This window comes from Streptomyces termitum (genome assembly GCF_014650175.1).
Classification (GTDB): domain Bacteria; phylum Actinomycetota; class Actinomycetes; order Streptomycetales; family Streptomycetaceae; genus Streptomyces; species Streptomyces termitum.
On sequence record NZ_BMUL01000009.1, the window covers coordinates 275,562 to 292,638 of the forward strand.

The following is a 17,077-nucleotide window of genomic DNA, read 5'->3' on the forward strand; positions in this document are numbered from 1 at the left end:
CTGGAAGGGGAGGCGGGCGCGGCGCGCCGCGCCCGCCTCCCCGGCGGGCCGCCGGTCAGCGGCGGCGACGGGTGCGCTTCACCTTCAGCTCCTCGAAGCGCGGCAGGTCGCCGTCGAGGAGCCGCCGCCAGGCGCGCGCGTACAGCTCGGCGACCGGCTCGACCGGCACCAGCGCCCCCGACAGGGGCAGCCCGCCGCCCTCGGGGACGTACAGCGGCAGCTTCCACTGCTCGACCGGGAGCGCGGGCGAGGACTGCTCGGTCCAGCCGCCGGGCAGGAACAGCGAGCGGCCCGCCCGGGACCGGGTGCCGGACACCACCAGGCCGGTGGCGGCCAGTTCGGCCCGCGCCGCCTTCAGCCGGGCCGGCTTCCAGCCCGTCCACCGCGCGGTGTTCCGGTCGGTCGGGTCCGGCAGGGCCAGCAGCATCAGGTACAGCGCCGCCGCGTCCGCGCCCAGCCCGTGCTCCTCGGCGACCCGGGCCACCAGCTCGGGCACCGACCGCGACGGGTCCTGCGGCCACCAGGTGCCGTCCCCGTCCGCCGTGCCGGCCGCGGGCGCCCCGGGATCGGCCAGCAGCCGCGCGAAGACCGGGTCGTGGACCCGGCGCAGCGCCGTCTCGACCGTGCCCGGCCGCTGGTCGTCGCCGCGCAGCGCCACCAGGTACGGGTCGGAGCCGGTGGAGTCGAGCAGCACGGGCCGCAGCGCGGGCATCGGCTGCCCGTCGTGGGTGGGCATCAGGACCGCCCCGTACCGCTCGTGGTCCGGCGCGGTCTCCGTCGGGGCGCCGGCCGTCTTCCGGAAGTCCGACAGGCTCACGTACCGCCCGAGGGAGAGGAGCAGGCCGGGCGCCGCCAGCCGCTCCCGCAGCGCGGTGAGTACCCCGGGCAGCGACGCCCGCAGCGGATCGCCCGCCGGGAGCCGGTACGCCAGCCAGGACGCCAGGGCCACCGCGCCGCCGAGGACCGCGCCGGTGAACGGGGCCCGCGCCGGGCCCACCGGCTCCGGCCGGTCCCGCTCGATCCGCCACTCCACGTCGGTGCCCAGCTCCGGGGAGCCCGCCGGGTCGAGGAGCGCGGGGAGCGCCCGCAGCGGCGCCCAGTCGGCGCGCACCGCGCGGGCGGCCTCGGCGATGAGCCAGTCGGGCACCCGCACCCGGCGGCCCACCTCGGCGTTCCACACCTCGGCGGCGGCCGCCGCGTCGGGACCCTCGGTCCACAGCAGGGCCGGGTCGGCGGGCAGCAGCGCCGCCGCCACCCGCTGCCGCACGTCCTCGGAGAGCGCCCGCAGCTCGTCGCGGGCGTGCGCGGCCTCGGTGACCTTCAGGCCGAGGACGGCGCGCAGTTCGGCGGGCAGGAAGTTGTTCTCCCAGTTGTCGACGCGGGGCATGCCGACGACGACGAGCCGGGCCACCGCGCCGGAGACGCCGGTCAGCCGGGCGAACTCCTCGGCCGCCTCGGGGAAGAAGGGCGCGGCGCAGTCCCTGGCCTCCGCCTCCCGGAGGAAGGCGGCCAGCCAGCCGGCGCCCCGGGCGGGGTCGCCGACCGGAGAGGTGCGGCGCAGGGCGTACGGGCCGGGGGCCTCGAAGCGCCCGCTCGGATCGTGCAGCAGGGCCCCGAACTCCCGCCCGTCCGGCACGCTTTCGCTCTGCTCGGTCATGCCGAGGGCGGCTCCGCCGCCGAGCGGCACCACACTGCGGTGCGAGGAGTCCCGGCTCTGTCCGTCGGGCGTCGTCAGGTGCGCCGGGGGCAGGTGGAGCACGACGTGCCGCCAGCGGTCGCCGGCGGAGGCGAGACCGAGCGCGTCCACCCGGCCGAGGAGGGCGAGCAGCGCCGCCCGGTGGCGGTCCTCGGTGCCGGGCGCGACGGCCCGGTGGGCGACGGCCGCCGGCCGCTCCGCGAACGCGACGACGGGCAGCCCGGACCAGGGGAGCGCGGGCAGGTCGAAGTGGAGGCGGCCCGGCACGGCCTCGGCGGCCGTGTCGGCGGCCACCGCCTCCAGCCGCTCCAGGAACTGGTGGGTGGCGTCCGCGTGGGAGGCCCACCGGTGGGTCTGGGAGCTCAGCAGGCCGTCGAGCGCCTGGGCGAGGAGCTGGTCGGTCGGCCCCCCGGCGCGGAGCGCGACGGGCTCGGCGGTCGGGTGGAGCCGCTCGGCGACCGTGTCCAGCGTCTTCTGCTGCTGTACGGCGAAGCGGAGCGTCCTGACCACACCGGCGACGAGTCCGGGCGCGGTGACCTCCGGCAGGGCGGCCGTCACCAGGCCCGGCAGCTCCTCCACCCGCTCGGCCGCGCGGGCCGCCTTGAGGAGGGCGCCCGCGGTCTCGGCGTCGGCGGCGCGCAGCGCGGCCGAGCCCCGCGCGTCCCGGGCGCGCAGCGCGTACAGGAAGGACAGCGGGGGCAGCGCCGAACCGGCCGTGGCGAACAGCTCGGAGCGGTCGCCCTCGCAGGTCGTGGTGACGACGCCGTCCGGGTCGTGCAGGGACAGGACGCGCCACCGGCGGGTCAGCGCGCGGGGGCGCGGGTCGCCGGGGACGAGGACGGCCGCGAGCGGCATGTCGGAGCCCTCCGGCAGGGTCACCGCGTGACCGGCGGTGTCCTCGGCGTGCCAGCCGCCGTCCGCGAGCCGGACGACCCGCCAGCCGAGCAGACCGCCGACGGGGGCGGCGAGGGCCGAGCCCTCGACGGCCGGCGCCGGGAGCAGCGAGGAGGCGAAGCCGCCGAGCCGGGCGCCGGGGGCGTGCGGGAGCAGCGCGTCGGCGAGGAAGCCGGGCAGGGAGCGCCGGCCGTAGGCGCCCTCGGCGGGGTCGTACTCGACCCAGCCGCCCTCGTCGTCCTGGCCCCGGCCGTTCTCCCAGATCCAGTGGGAGGTGCCGTCGGAGAGCAGGGGCACCTCGGTGGGCAGCCGGGTGTCCCCGGCGTGCAGGACGCCGCGCCCGGTGGTGCGGCCGCCGCCGGGCAGCGGCAGGCTGACGCGCCCGGACCGCAGCGACCAGCGGTCGAGGTCGCTCTCCAGGGTGAGCACCCGGTCGGGCGCGGTGTGCCAGTAGCCCTGGACCTCGTCGCTCCGGTAGGTGCGCCAGAAGACCAGGAGCGCGCCGTCGACGTAGTGGAAGCCGTACCGGTGGATGTCGGCGGCGGGCGGCACCCGCAGGTCGTGGGTGAGCAGGACGGCGTCGGTGCCGACGACCTTCACCCGGGTGCCGTTGGCGACGATGACGTGCGGCCAGGACTCGGCGACGGTCAGCCCGTCGAGACCGGCGCCGGCCGGCGTCAGCTCCGCGAGGGCCTCCTCCCAGGCCGGCCAGTGGAACTCCTCCCACAGGCCGCCGCGCAGGCTTCGGGCGAGCGTCGCGCCGAGGTCGGTGGCGGCCACCTCCGCGACCTCCTCCGGGGCGAGTGCCAGCACCTCGGAGGGCAGCCAGGAGAGCACCGCGAGGGCTTCCGGCAGGCCGGGCAGACCGGCCGCGACCGACGTCCGCGCGACCCGGCGGGTCCAGCGGGCGAGCATCACCCGGCCGCCCTCCGTGGCGGCGAGCCGCCGCAGGAGGTCCACGTGGAGGGAGCCTCCGCGGTATCCGTCGGCCGCGCTGTCGAAGGCGGTGGCGAAGCGCGGGTCGGCGGCGAGCGCGGCCAGGTCCCGGCGCTCCTCCGAGCGGTCCCAGTCCGTCAGGTCGAGGGCGCTGCGGCGGCGGGGGCCGTCCGCCGCCGGGTCCGCGACCGGGAGGCCGAGGGCGAGCAGCAGGTCGAGCAGGTTGGCGTCCTCGACGCCGATCCGCAGCGCCGCCGCCTCCGCCGCGGGGCGGGCCGCCAGGTCGGCGCGGATCCGTCCGGCCGCGCGCTCCACCAGGTCCAGCAGCGCCGGCGGGGTCGGCCGGTCGCCCCAGCCCCGGTGCCGGGCGGCGTGGAACCGCTCCAGCCAGCCCGCGGCCCCGTCCTCGCACCGCTCCTCGGCGGACGGCTCCGCGTCGACGAGCCCGGCGTCGGCCCCGGCCCCGGTCAGGATGTCGAGCCACAGGTCGCTCATCGCGCCGTCGTCCGACGACGGCATCAGCGAGAGCAGGGTGCCGCGGACCGCCGGGACGCGCCGGGCGAGCGCGACCAGCGCGGGGCGCTGCGCCTTCCACCAGCCACTGGCGGCCCGCAGGGTCGCGGGCAGCGGCAGCAGCTCGGCCAGGTGGTCCTGCTCGGCCTCGGCCGCGGACAGGCCCGCCGCGCGGGCCAGCCGCCGCAGTTCGGTGGCGGCCTGCGCGGACGGCGCGAGACCGCCCGCCGTGCGCCGCACGCACAGCCGCCGGAAGCGGTCGTACGCCTCCGCCGGCTCCAGCCGCGCCGACAGCTCCTTGCCGTATCCGGCCAGCACCTTCACCGGCAGCGCGCCGGCGAGCGCGAACTCCAGGAACACCGCGTCGAGCCGGTCCTCGTCCACCGCGAGCCCGTGCTGGGCCTCGCTGGTGCGCGCCCGGCCGAAGAGCTGCCCCGCGTACGTGGCGTTGTCCACGGCCAGGAAGACCCGTGCGGCCTGCTCGTAGAAGACCGGCAGGAAGTGCGGGACGGAGGCGCCGAGCCGGCCGGCCAGTTCGTGGCAGGCGTCGAGGGCGGCCTTGGGCTTGGTCTTCGCCTGCCGGGCGAGCCGGTCCAGCTCGGGCACGACCGCGAGCGCGTGGTGGCCGTCCTCCGGGTGGTGCACGAGCACCCACTCGGGGAAGCCGAGCTCCCGGCGCCGGGTCAGCCCGACCACGGCGGCCTCCGCCGCCGGTTCAAGGCCGAGGAAGCCGGCCGCGAGGTCCTCGGCGGGGCCGAGTTCGCCCGGCGCCAGCCGGACGACCACGCGGTCCTCGCCGAAGACCGGGTGGCGGTAGGTCCGCGCGGTCAGCCCGACCGCCTCGGGCCCGGCCCCCGTCGTGCCGACGGGGAGCACCGCCCCGGCCGCGAGCAGCGCCTTCTCGTCGGTGACGTCCGTACCGGTCATGCTTCCCCACCCTCTTCGATCGTGCGGCCGGCGTACAGCGCGGCGGCCATGCGCATGCCCTCGGACCAGGCGACCGGTCCCAGCTCGTTCAGCCGCACCGCGCGGCCGTCCTCGTCGTGCCACTGGAGCGCGCCGGTCTCAGACTCGCCGTCCCAGTACGGCTCCCCGATCCACACCGACGCCTCGGTGGTGCGCCCGCCGTCGCGGATCCGGAGCGTGGCGTAGCCGCCGGAGACCCGGTAGCCCAGGGCGGTGGCGCGGGCCGCGAGCCCGAACCGGGAGGCGTACTTCCCGCCCGCGTACTCCCGCACCTCGGTCGCCGTCTCGGCGTGCGGCTTCTCCGGGCGGAGCCAGGTGGCGCGGTGGATCTGCTCCACGCGCTGGGTGAGGCCGAGCTCGGCCGCGAACTCCCGTACGTCCTCCAGGTCGGGGAGGAGCACCGGGTGCGGCAGGGTCACGGTGCGCGGCGCGAGCCGTACGGTCTCGCCGTCGAGGTCCACCACCTTGAGACCGCCGTCCGCCGACACGTCCCGCAGGAAGCCCACCTCGTCGGGGTCGTCGCCGACGACGGCCACGTCCCGCAGCGCGGCCCGCCACGCCTCGTCCGGCCAGACCCGGACGATCAGTTCGACCGGCACCGGCAGCGAGGACACCATCCAGGCGTCGACCTGGGCCACGCACGCGTCCGCGTGCCGGTCCAGCCACTCGGAGAGCTGCTTCAGCCGGTCCACCTCGGGGTGGTCCCGCAGCGCCTTCGGTACGGTCTTCAGCTCCCGCCCGCCGGCGCGCCGCGCCACCACGCGCCCGCCCTCGCCGAGGGTGATCTCGTACCCCTCACCCGCATCCAGCCACGTCATCTGCCGCGCCCCTCCGCCGTTCCGTATGTGTCCGCGCAGCCCTGCAGAAGGGGCCCGTCGCCCCTGGACCGCGGTATGGGGAAGAGACTAGGCGCGGTCACTGACAACGGCGGTGAGAGGAAAGGGAACAGCGGCCGTACAACCCTCCGGGGGCACCGGGAGTCCGACGGGGCGAGCAGTCAGGGAATTCCGGTTCTTTCCGAGTTCTTTCCGAGGAGACGTCATCACCGTCATGCGCAAGACCCTCACCGCCACCGCCGTCGTCGGCGCCGTCCTGGTGGGTTCGGCGGCCTGCGGCACCGCCGAGCAGCTGTCCGCGGGGCAGAAGCTGGAGCGCGCGTTCGAGCAGCTGGGCCGGGAGAAGAAGCTGTCCTTCGTGCTCGACCTGGACGCCGACGCCGAGACCCTCAAGCGGCTGGACGCCGCGTCGGACCCGGAGCCCGGCGAGGAGATGCCCGACGAGGCGGCGGAGCTCCTCGGCGGCCTGACCGTCGACTTCACGGTGGAGTCCCGGAAGCCGATCGCCGAGTCGGAGGAGAAGGACCTCGTCGGCATGGCGGTGAAGGTGGGCACGCCGGACGGCGCGCTCGTGGAGTACCGGGTCGTCGGCGACCGCACCTACGTCCGCTCCGACGCGAAGGCGCTGAGCGGGGCGATGGGCATGCCGATGCCGCCCGCCGACGAACTCCCGCCGGAGGCGGAGGGCTTCCGCAAGGCGCTGGACGGCGAGTGGATCACGTTCGACACCCGGAAGATGGAGGAGGCCGGGCGGGCCGCGGGCGAGGGGCCCGGCGCCGGTCCGTCGGCCGCGCCGTCGCTCGACCCGAAGACGCGGAAGGAACTCCTGGGGACGCTGCGGGACGTCGTCGCCCGCGAGGTCGCGTTCACCACCACCGGCGGCGGGGGCGGCACCGAGCACGTCATCGCCACGGCCCCCTTCCGCACGCTGGTCACCGGCCTCTTCGACGGGATCCGCCCGCTGGCGGAGAAGTTCTCGGGCGGCATGCCGCTGCCGGACGGCAGCGACCTGAAGGACGCGCCCGACGGCAAGGTCGCGGCCGACTTCACGCTCAGGAACGGCGCGCTGTCCGAGGTCTCCATCGACCTCGCGGAGCTGGCCGGGAGCGCGAAGGGCGACGCGTTCGGCGTCTCGCTGAAGCTGGGCGGCGGGACCGCGGCCACGGCCCCGGCGGGAGCCACGGAGATCGACGTGGAGGAGCTCATGGGCTTCTTCATGGGCTCCATGGCGGAGCAGGAGGGCTTCGGCGAGGGCTTCGAGGAGGGCTTCGGCGAGGAGTTCGGCGAGGGGTTCGACGAGAGCCGGATCGATGTCGGGGGCCTGGACCAGGACGGCCCGGAGGGCACCGCCTGATCCCGGGCGGCCCGCTTCCGGGGCGCAGGAGCACAGGGGTGGTGCGCACCGGGGTGCGCACCACCCCTGTGCCGTTCCCGGTCTCAGGGCCGTGCGGCGGCCTCCGGCGCGGGCTCCCCGGCGACGACGGCGGCGGCCCCCGGACCCCCCGCCGGACCCGCTGCCCGATCCTCGACGGGCCGCGACGCCTGCCCCGCCACCCGCCCCTCCGCCGACGCGTCGGCCTGCCGCAGTTCCGCGAGCAGTTCGCTCTGGCCGGCGAGCAGTTCGGTGAGGATGCGCCGGGCCGCCCGCAGGAGGTCCGCCACGTCGCCGCCCGCGAGGGCGTACCGGACGGTGGAACCCTCGCGGAGGGAGACGACGATGCCCGACCGGCGCAGCACGGCGAGCTGCTGGGAGAGGCTGGACGGCTCGATCGCGATGTCGTCGAGCAGGTCGCGCACCGGGACGGGCCCGTGCTGGAGGAGTTCCAGGACCCGGATCCGGACGGGATGCCCGAGCATGCGGAAGAACTCCGCCTTGGCCTGGTACAGCGGCACCTGCATGCGACAACACTCCCACCCGGATCGCGCGTCGGGGCCGGACCCGCCGGACCGCCGGCCCCCGCACGGCCATTGTCCCGGCTGCCGGACCCCGCCGGCCCGGAGGTGATCACTTTCAGATGTGACGAGTTGAAGACTTCTTCAACTCATGGACGTGCGGGGCCCCGTTCCGGAAGGAAGGGGTCACATCTCCAGTTCCGACTCGATGCGCTTCAACTGGTGCCGGGCCATGGCCAGGTTGGCCCGGCCCTTGTCCAGGACTATGTACAGGAAGAGGCCGTTGCCGCCCCGCCCCCTGATCAGCCGGATGAGGTGGTACTGGCCGCCGAGGGTGATCAGCACGTCCTCGATCTCGTCGTTGATGCCCAGCATCTCCATGGTCCGGATCTTCGCCCGGACCACGTCGGTGTTGCCGGCCGCGGCGACGGTCAGGTCGAGGTCCTTGCCCCCGCCCAGCGTTCCGAGCGCCATGCCGCTCGTGTAGTCGACCAGGGCGGCGCCCACGGTCCCCTCGATGGAGGTCATCGCCTCTTTCAGCGACGTCTCGACACTCGCCATCTGCACGTGCTCCCTTGCTCTGTGACGGTCCCGGCCCGCTCCGCGCATATGCCGGGGTGCTGATCGCAGACGCTACCGACTGGGGGACGGGAAAGTGGGCCGGATCGGGTTATCGGCGGGAATCGTCCCCGCGCGCGACCGCGCCCGGGGACGGCCCCGGACGCGGACCGGCCGGCGTCCGTGGAGGTCACGGACGCCGGCCGGGTGGGACGCCGCCTCACCCCGGAGGGTCAGGCGGTTCGTTCCGGAGCGCGGTGGTCAGAGGCGCTGCCAGAGGGCGGGGACGTTCGGGGGCTCCCAGCCCGGGTAGGCGGTGTGGCCCTGGATGCACCGGTAGCGCACCCCGTCGTAGGTCACCACGTCACCGGCGGCGTAGGTGCCGCCGAGCCGCCAGGTGGTCTCGCCGCCGCCGTCGCCCGGGACGGTGAGGGTGTAGGTGGTCTGGTGGCTGACCTCACCCGCAGCGGCCAGGGTGAGGGTGTACGTCCCCGGGGCGGTGCCCGCGGCGACCTGGACCGTGGCGGTCGAGGACTGGCCGGAGGTGACCGAGGAGGGGCTGAAGGAGACGGTCACACCGGACGGCTGGCCGGTGGCGGAGAGCTGGAGGCCCTGGGCGTTGCCGCTGGTGGTGGCCGTCGTCACGGTGACCGTGGCGGACGAGCCGGGGGCGACGGTGCCGGCCGACGGCGAGGCGTTGATCGAGAAGTCGTTGCCCGGCGTCGAGGTCTCGCCGACCGCGGTCTTCCAGATCGTGTACGCGATGCCGTCCGCGCTGCGGTCGAGGGCCGTGGCGTTGATGTTGGCCGTCGTGTCGCAGGCGGAGTGGTAGCAGGGGTCGTACGCCCGGCCGGCCGTGCCGCCCCACTTGGCGGCCTCGGAGGAGGACTTGACCGCCGAGGCGCCGGTGGCGTAGCCCGAGGTGGGGATGCCGACCTGCTGGAAGGAGTAGTCGTCCGAGCGGCCCTGGCCCTCGACGTTCTCCTGCGGGGCGAGGCCGAGCGAGTCCCAGTACGCCTTCATGGGAGCGGAGGCGGACGAGTTGAGGTTGTTGATGAAGTAGCCGCCGTTGACGGAGCCGACCATGTCGAAGTTGTAGTACGCCTTGATCCGCGCCCGCTCGGTGGAGGGGAGGGAACGGGCGTAGAAGTCGGAGCCGTTGAGGCCCTGCTCCTCGTCGGTCCACCAGGCGAAGCGGACCCGGTTCTTCATGGTCGGGTCGGTCTTCGCGAGGGTGAGCGCGGCCTCCAGGAGCGCGGCGGAGCCGGAGCCGTTGTCGTTGATGCCCGCGCCGGCGGAGACGCCGTCGAGGTGCGCGCCGAACATGTAGACGCTGGCCGCGTCGCCCTTGGGCCACTCGGCGATCAGGTTGTTGCCCGCGCCGGCGGTGCAGCCGGAGGTGCAGGTCTGCTCGGTGACGGTGAAGCCGGCGGCCTGGAGCTTGCCCTTCACGTAGGCGACCGAGGCGCGGTAGCCGGCCGAGGTCGAGCGGCGGTTGCCGCCGTTCTGCGCGGCGATGGTGGAGAGCTGGGACAGGTGCGCCTGGACGGCGGCCACGTCGACGTTGGGCGGCGTGGTCGGGGTGCCGCCGCCGCCGACCCGCAGGGTGTACTGCGCGGTGTGGCTGACGGCGCCGCTCCGGCCGGTGACGGTGATCGGGTAGGTGCCCGCCGCGGTGCCGGAGGTGGTGGCGACGGTCATCGTGGCGGCGGAGCCGGACGTGACGGTGGCCGGGCTGAAGGAGACGGTCGCACCGGCGGGGGCGCCGGAGGCGGTCAGCGCCACCTGCTGGGAACCGCCCGCGACGGTCGTGGTGTTGACCGTGGCGGTGGCGGAGGAGCCCGCCTGGACGTCACCGGAAACGGGGGCGAGCGCCAGGGAGAAGTCGGCCGGCTGCGAGGAACAGCTCGGGTCGCCGGTCTGCGCAGGCACGCTGATGGCGTCCCAGGCGGCCTTCGTGGCGGCGAAGAGGCCACAGCTCGGGTCGAGGTTCTTCGCCGAGGTCAGGGTGGCGGTCCGGTACCGCTTGTAGGTCATGCCGCTGGTCTTCAGCAGCATGCCGCCGTAGAAGATCTTGCCGGCGTTCTGGATGCCGACGCCGGTGACGGTGGAGTTGTTGCAGGTGGAGCTGGACGGCTTGCCGCCGCCCGGGTTGGAGCCCTCCGCCAGCAGGTAGAACCAGTGGTTGAGCGGGCCGGCGGCGGCGTGCTCCTCGGTGTTCGGTATCGAGGCCGAGTAGCAGGCCGGGTCGCCGAGGGCGGCCGGGTTGTACATGTTGCGGATCGGGCCGCGGCCCTGGAGGTTGATCATCTCGCCGACGGTGTAGTCGGGAGTGTCGAACGGCGCGGGCTGGTCGGCGTACGCCTCGGTGAGGGCGCCCATGATGTCGCCGGTGGCCTCGCCGAGACCGCTCTCGTGGTTGGCGCCGCCCGGCGTGTTGGAGTCCAGGCCGTGGCCGTACTCGTGGGCGACGACGTCCATGCCCGCGATCCACTTGTTCGCGGTGTTGCGGCCGATGGTGACGGTGGAGCCGTCCCAGTAGGCGTTGAGCTCGTTGAGGCCCACGCGGGTCGGCCAGCTGCCGCCGTTGCCGTTGTGCCCGTTGCGGCCGAGCCAGTTCTTCAGCATGTCCGACTGCTTCTGCGCGGCGTACATGACGTCGACGCAGCCGGTCTCGCGGCTGGTGGCGTTGCCGGTGCCCCAGTCGTCGGTGGCCTTGGTGAACAGGCCGCCGTTGTAGTCGGAGCACTGGAGGCCGGGGCGGGTGGTGTCGCGGAGCACGTACTGGCTGCCCGAGCGCGAGGTGTCGATGGTGAGCGGGCTGGGCCCGTTCCACTCGCTGCGGCCGGTGCCGGCGCGGACGTCGTCGTACGAGTCGACGACCTTCCCGGTGACCGCGTCGACGAAGACGTGCAGCTTGCTGGGGGCGCCGGCGGAGGTGGTGCCGGTCAGCACGGTCTCCCAGGCGAGGGTCGCCTGCTCGTCCTTGACGCGGACGACGAGACGGGCCGGGTCGTTCTTCTGCACCTTCGCCAGCCGCCCGCGGCTGGTCCGGACGGCACGGTCGGCCGGGACCTTGGCGGTGGTGGCGACGGAGACCGGGGTCTCGGAGGCGGAGTGGACCGAGCGGACCCGGCCCTGGCCGTCGGCGAGGACGACCGCGTCGCCGCCCACGACGGGCAGGCCGCGGTAGGTGCGCTCGTACGCGACCGAGTACAGGCCGCCGGCCCAGGGGATGACCTGGTGGCGGTCGTACTGCTCGTCGGGGCCCTTGGCGAGGGCGTCGAGGCCGTTCAGGGCCGCCAGGTCGGCGGCGGCGACCGCCTTCGCGGCGGAGGGCTGCGGGGTGCTGGTGGGGGGTGCGGTGACCGGCGCGGCCGTGGCGGCCGTGAGCGGCACCACCACTCCGAGCGTCACGGCCAGGGAGACCCCGGCCACCGCCATCTTTCTCAGCATCATGGCTCCTTGTGAGAGGTGATGAAGCGGCCCGATCGCTGTCGTGGCTATGACAATCAGCGGTTCGCGTACGAGTGGCTCCTTCGGGGAACCACCGGTACGCCCGACGTGATCCTGTCGCCGGGCCGCCCGCACCCTCACATCCGCCCGTGCCGGGGTCAACGCGTCCGGACGCCCCGGGCCCGGCTGGCAAATTCCGGCAAGCCGCGCACCGTGCTCCGGACGCCCAGATCGAGCAACCGGGAGCGGTAGTCGGCGACTTCGGGGACCTTGCCCCAGTCGCGGGCCAGCCGGGCGTGCAGCCCGTCCAGCTCGGCGCGGACCAGCAGCTCGTCGGTGGCCGCCGCCTCGCGGAGCACCGGGGCGGCCAGCGTGACCGCCGCCTCGGGGGCCCCGGCGCAGGCCCAGCCGTCCGCGAGCCGCAGGGTGAGCAGCAGGTGGGTGTCGCGCATGAGCGGCGAGAGCTGTGCCCGGGAGCGGGCGACGGCCTCGATCGCCCGCCGTGCCGTCGTACGGTCCCCGGTCGCCGCCGCGAGGTCGCGCAGCGCCCCGCCGATGGCCGATTCCACCCGCATCTCGCCCTCGGCGCCGGTCAGCCAGGGGGCCTCCAGGCCGTCGTCGCGGCCCAGCCGGGCGAAGACGCGCCGGGCGGCGGAGATGTGCCGCCGGCACTCGGCCGCGTCGTGCCGCAGCGCGTGCCCCCGGGCCTGGTAGAGGTGGGAGAGGGTGGTGATCCAGCGCCGCCGGGTGTCCACCGCGCCGATGGCCTCCGCGTACCCGAGCGTCGAGCCGGCGTCGTCGTCGAGCCGGACCAGGGCGCAGATGTCGCTGAGGAGGGTGGCGCGGGCGGGCACGTCGTGGACGGCGTCCGCCCAGCGCAGCCCGTGGCCGAACCACGCCATGCCGACGCTGCTCTGGCCGCGCCGCATCCGCAGCCGCCCCGCGACCTGGGCGTACTGCGCGGCGATCCGCAGCTGCCCGTAGGGCGGGCGTCCGGCGGCGTGCACGGCGTCGGCCCAGCGGACCACCCCGCGCAGCAGCCGTTCGGTGGTGGCCGTGCCGTCCAGGGCGGTCAGGTGCAGCGAGCCCCGGATCACGCAGGCCAGGAAGGCGGTGAGCGCGTGCAGCACCTCCGGTTCCGCGGCGGTCAGTTCGTCGAAGCGGGGGGATGGGGCGGTGAGCCCCGCCAGCAGGGCGGGCGCCGCCGCCGGGTCGGGGGTGGCGCAGCCCGCGCTGCCGTGCAGCGGGCAGACCAGTCCCTCGGCGGGCAGCGCGGCGGGCCACGGCATGCCGTCCCAGTCGGCGTGGGCGTCCTCGGCGGCGGCCTCGCCGGGCGGCACGCTGAACAGGCCGGGTTCGGCCGGAATCCGGCGCGTCTCGTGGACCGGCCCGCGCGGCGCGGCGGCGAGCGCGGTCAGTTCGCCGGCGGTGCCGAGCGCCGTGTCGAGCTGCTGGACGAGCCCGGGGGAGGGCTCGCGCAGCCCCGCCTCCAGCCGGCTGATCTGGCTGTGGTGGTACCCGACGATCACGCCGAGCTGGCTCTGGGTGAGCCCGGACCGCCTGCGCCAGGAGCGCAGTCCGCGCCCGAACTCCGCCCAGGGTTCCCCGGACCGTGCTGAATCGCTCATGGACCCTCCCGGCGGAGGCTTCCGCCTCCCGCAGCCTGTCGCCGGACTTCGCCCCGGACTGCCCGTCAGGACAGGGCAGGGGGCGTGGCCCTGTCAATCCACGTGGCCGGATTTTCGCCATATTGGTCTGAACCATGGGAAGTTGGTGGGTGGAGGCGCGAGGGTGGGCCCGGTGTGCGAGCGGTTTGCCAGGTGGCGTTGTCCAACCCCTTGACCGGATCCGGCGGGTCGCTAAGGTCTAGACCTAAGAGGGTGTGGTGCCCGGCCGGTTCGCCGGCCGGGTCCGGCAGGCGCGTGGGCAACGGTGCCCGTTCGCGGAGTCGGGGCACCTCTGCCGCGTGAGCGGTCCGGCGTCGCCACGGCGTCGATCCCCTTCCGTCATCGCGGCCGCCGGGGTGGAGGGACGACATCCCGGCGGACCGACGGACGACCCCCACAGGGAGCTATGTCATGAGCATGAAGAAGCGAACGGCCGTCGTCGTCGGGGCCCTGGCCGCCCCCGTCCTGGCCCTCACCCTGCCGGCCACCACGGCCAGCGCGCACGGATGGGTCACCTCCCCGGCCAGCCGACAGGACCAGTGCGCCTCGGGCACGGTCTCCTGCGGCCAGGTCAAGTACGAGCCCCAGAGCGTCGAGGGCCCCAAGGGCCTGCGCAGCTGTAGCGGCGGCAACGCCGCGTTCGCGGAGCTCGACGACGACAGCAAGCCCTGGGTCGCCACCCCCGTCGGCTCCACGTACACCTTCAACTGGCACCACACGGCCCGCCACGCCACCTCCTCCTGGCAGTACTTCGTCGGCGACCGCCTGATCGCCCAGTTCGACGGCAAGGGCGCCCAGCCGCCCGCCGACGTCAGCCAGACGGTCGACTTCGGCGGACTCACCGGCCGCCAGAAGGTCCTGGCCGTCTGGAACGTCTCCGACACCGGCAACGCCTTCTACTCCTGCATCGACGTCAACATCGGCGGCACGGGCGGCGGCGGAGGAGGCCAGCAGCCCGGCGGCTGCACCGCGGCCGCCTGGGACCCGACCCGCGTCTACAACGGCGGCGACACCGCCTCCTACAACGGCCACAACTGGCGGGCCAAGTGGTGGGTGAGCGGCGACAAGCCCGGCACCACCGGCGAGTGGGGCGTCTGGGAGGACCTCGGCGTCTGCCCGAGCTGACCCCCTGACCGGGACCGGCGCCCGTGCGGGCGGCCGCCGGCCCCCGGAGGGCGGGGAGGGGCCCCTCCGTCGACCCCTCCCCACCCGGTCCCGCACGGCCCCGGCCCCCACCCGGAGCCGTACGGGGTCAGTCCCGTCCCGCGCGGAAGGCGTACGGGGCGACCAGCAGGCCCACTTCCTCGATCAGGCGCTCGCGCGGGACGGCGGGCCGGTCCAGGATCCACCGCACGCTGAGCGCCTCCATCACCGAGACCAGCACCCACGCCCGGGTGGCCGCGTCCGCGCCCCGCGGCGCCCGCCCCGCCAGGTACGCGGCGACCAGGTCCTGGACGCGCCGCCGCAGGTGGTGCGCGTGGCCCTCGTGGAAACTCGGCGGCACCTCCTCGACCACGACGCGAAGCAGTCGCGAGTCCTGCTCCAGCGCCGACAGCAGCGCCTCGGCGACATGGGGGACCAGCTCCTCCGGCGGCTCGGCCAGCCGGTCGGCCAGCGAGGCCGCCACCCGGTCCCCGGCCTCCGCCCAGAACCGCTCCATCAGCACGCCGAGCAGCTCGTCCTTGTCGCGGAAGTACTGGTAGAGGGAGCCGGGGCTGATGCCTGCGGCCGTCGCCACCCGGGTCGTCGCGAACCGCGCGTACCCGTCCCGGGCCAGGACCGCGCGCCCCGCGTCCACGATCCGCTCGACCATCTCCCGCGACCGCTCCTGACGGGGCGTCCTCCGCATACGCGAATTGTATGCGAATAATCATTCGCATTAGAACGGTTCGCATGACGCGAAACAGAGAGGCCACCACCCCCGGAACCGACGAGAACCCGCCCCCGCCGTACCCGAGTTCCTTCCGCGAGGCCGAGGCGCGGGGCCGCCGGATCGCCCGCCCGCTGCTCCTCCTCACCGGCCTCGGCGGCGACGTCGACGAGGCCCTCATGGCCCGCCTCGGCGCCGCCCGCCGCCGGGGCGACGCGCTCGGCGCCGCCCTCGCCGCCGCGACGCTCCTGCCCGCCGGCGACCCCCACCGGGTCACCCGCGCCCGGATCGGCACGGCCCTGCGCGCCGCCCCCGGCCTCCCGCCGGACCTGCCGCCCGCCCTCCGGGCCTTCCTCGAACACGCCACGGCCGTCCCCGGCTGGGTCGACCGGGACCGGATCGAACGCGGCGCGGCCGCCTACCGCCGCCTGGGCCGCACCAGCGCCGACGTCCTCACCCTCCTCTCCCTCGTCGGCGGCTACCGCTTCGGCGGCCCGGCCGACCTGCTGGTCCGCACCGGCGGCCTCACCGGCGACACCACCCTGCGCCGCCTCGGCGAGACGAGCGCCTGGGCACACGCCGTCACCCGCCCCGGCGGCCTCCTCCCCGGCGCCGAGGGCTGGCGCCTCACCGTCCACGTCCGCGCCATGCACGCCCTCGTCAACGCCCGCTTCGCCCCCGGCTGGGACACCGCCCGCTGGGGCCTGCCCATCAACCAGGCCGACCAGGCCGCCACCCTCGGCCTCTTCGACGCCACCCTCATCCTCGGCAGCCGCGTCCTCGGCGCGCCCCTCACCCGCCGCGACCGCGACGACCTCATGCACCTCTGGCGGTACGTCGGCCTGCTCATGGGCGTCGACCCGGAATGGCTCACCGACGCCGAGCGGGTCCGGCACCGCCTGAACCACCACATCCTGCTCGCCGCCGCCGGACAGACCCAGGCCGGCCGCGACCTCGCCCGCCTCACCGTCGACGCCCAGGCCCAGCGCCGCTTCGGCCACGCCGACCCCACTGTCGAACGGCTCCACCAGCGCTACGAACGCGCCCGGCAGCTCAGCCTGCTCACCGTCTTCATGGGCCCCACCGGCATGCGCGAACTGGGCCTGCGCCCCCGGCTCCCGTGGGCCCTGCCGCTCTCCCTCGCCGCCAACACCGTCCGCCACCGCCTCCTCGGCGCGCTCCCCGGCGGCCGCGCACGGCGGGAGGCGTACGGCGCCCGCGCCCAGGAACGCCACCTGGCCTCGCTGTTCCCCGACGGCCCCGCCGCCGTGGCCCACCTGCCGGAGCCCGGCTGAGCGGAACCGCCGCTGTCAGTGCCGGCTGCGATCATCGCCGCCATGACGACCCTGCTGCTCTCCGACATCGAACACGCCGTGCGCGCCTCCTGGAGCGCCGAGACCCGCACGCCCGAGTACCGCTCCCGCTGGACCGGGGACAATCCGGCCCGCGACCAGTGCGGGGTGACCGCCATGGTCCTCAACGACCTGCTGGGCGGCGAACTGATCAGGGGAGAGGTCCACGTCGACGGCGAGCGGGTCGACTACCACTGGTGGAACCGGCTCGGCGAGGGCGTCGAGATCGACCTCACCCGTGAGCAGTTCGGCCCCGAGGAGAAGGTCGTCGGCGGCGAGGTGATCCCCCGCCCGCCGTTCGCCGAGTGGCGCAGGCTCCACGACGAGTACACGCTCCTGCGCACACGCGTCCTCGCCGAACTCACCCGCCACCGCACGGAGCCCCCGACCACCGGCTGACCCCCGCCCCCGCCCCGGGGAGACCAGTGCGGGCCCGGGGC

At 75.2% G+C, this 17,077-nt stretch carries 11 protein-coding genes; 4 read left to right on the plus strand and 7 right to left on the minus strand.

Going from position 1 to position 17,077, the window contains the following annotated elements:
* Positions 1-55: 55 nt before the first annotated feature.
* Together IE219_RS19270 and IE219_RS19275 are read right to left on the minus strand one after the other, a co-directional pair.
* Positions 56-4,966 (minus strand): DNA-binding protein, encoded by a 4,911-nt coding sequence (locus IE219_RS19270; RefSeq protein WP_189979046.1) that lies wholly within the window; start codon positions 4,964-4,966, stop codon positions 56-58.
* On the minus strand, positions 4,963-5,823 hold the full coding sequence (locus tag IE219_RS19275; RefSeq protein ID WP_189979047.1) for a DUF4132 domain-containing protein: 861 nt from the start codon (positions 5,821-5,823) through the stop codon (positions 4,963-4,965). Before IE219_RS19275 ends, IE219_RS19270 begins: the two co-directional genes overlap by 4 nt.
* Before the next feature lie 232 nt (positions 5,824-6,055).
* Here IE219_RS19275 and IE219_RS19280 point away from each other — a divergent pair, with 232 nt between their 5' ends.
* Positions 6,056-7,195, plus strand: a complete 1,140-nt coding sequence (locus tag IE219_RS19280) for a hypothetical protein (RefSeq protein ID WP_189979048.1) — start codon at positions 6,056-6,058, stop codon at positions 7,193-7,195.
* 83 nt (positions 7,196-7,278) lie between these two features.
* On the opposite strand, the gene IE219_RS19285 is transcribed toward IE219_RS19280, so the two are convergent.
* The 4 genes from IE219_RS19285 to IE219_RS19300 all read right to left on the minus strand — a co-directional run bounded on the left by IE219_RS19285 (position 7,279) and on the right by IE219_RS19300 (position 13,376).
* The gene (locus IE219_RS19285; RefSeq protein WP_229849864.1) at positions 7,279-7,740 is read right to left on the minus strand and encodes an ArsR/SmtB family transcription factor; all 462 of its coding nucleotides are present in this window, start codon (positions 7,738-7,740) and stop codon (positions 7,279-7,281) included.
* 180 nt (positions 7,741-7,920) lie between these two features.
* On the minus strand, positions 7,921-8,295 hold the full coding sequence (locus IE219_RS19290) for a hypothetical protein (RefSeq protein ID WP_189979050.1): 375 nt from the start codon (positions 8,293-8,295) through the stop codon (positions 7,921-7,923).
* A 258-nt stretch (positions 8,296-8,553) separates the two neighbouring features.
* A complete protein-coding gene (locus tag IE219_RS19295) occupies positions 8,554-11,748 on the minus strand; it encodes a M28 family peptidase (protein WP_189979160.1) in 3,195 nt (1,064 codons plus the stop codon).
* 158 nt (positions 11,749-11,906) lie between these two features.
* On the minus strand, positions 11,907-13,376 hold the full coding sequence (locus IE219_RS19300; protein WP_189979052.1) for a helix-turn-helix domain-containing protein: 1,470 nt from the start codon (positions 13,374-13,376) through the stop codon (positions 11,907-11,909).
* A 450-nt stretch (positions 13,377-13,826) separates the two neighbouring features.
* Here IE219_RS19300 and IE219_RS19305 point away from each other — a divergent pair, with 450 nt between their 5' ends.
* Positions 13,827-14,540, plus strand: a complete 714-nt coding sequence (locus IE219_RS19305) for a lytic polysaccharide monooxygenase (RefSeq protein WP_189979054.1) — start codon at positions 13,827-13,829, stop codon at positions 14,538-14,540.
* Positions 14,541-14,667: 127 nt separating this feature from the next.
* On the opposite strand, the gene IE219_RS19310 is transcribed toward IE219_RS19305, so the two are convergent.
* Positions 14,668-15,264 (minus strand): TetR/AcrR family transcriptional regulator, encoded by a 597-nt coding sequence (locus tag IE219_RS19310; protein WP_229849865.1) that lies wholly within the window; start codon positions 15,262-15,264, stop codon positions 14,668-14,670.
* 44 nt (positions 15,265-15,308) lie between these two features.
* Between IE219_RS19310 and IE219_RS19315 the strand changes: the two genes are divergently transcribed.
* Complete coding sequence (locus tag IE219_RS19315; protein ID WP_189979056.1) at positions 15,309-16,580, plus strand: oxygenase MpaB family protein; 1,272 nt, start codon at positions 15,309-15,311, stop codon at positions 16,578-16,580.
* 42 nt (positions 16,581-16,622) lie between these two features.
* A complete protein-coding gene (locus IE219_RS19320; RefSeq protein ID WP_189979058.1) occupies positions 16,623-17,036 on the plus strand; it encodes a YunG family protein in 414 nt (137 codons plus the stop codon).
* Positions 17,037-17,077 lie beyond the last annotated feature (41 nt).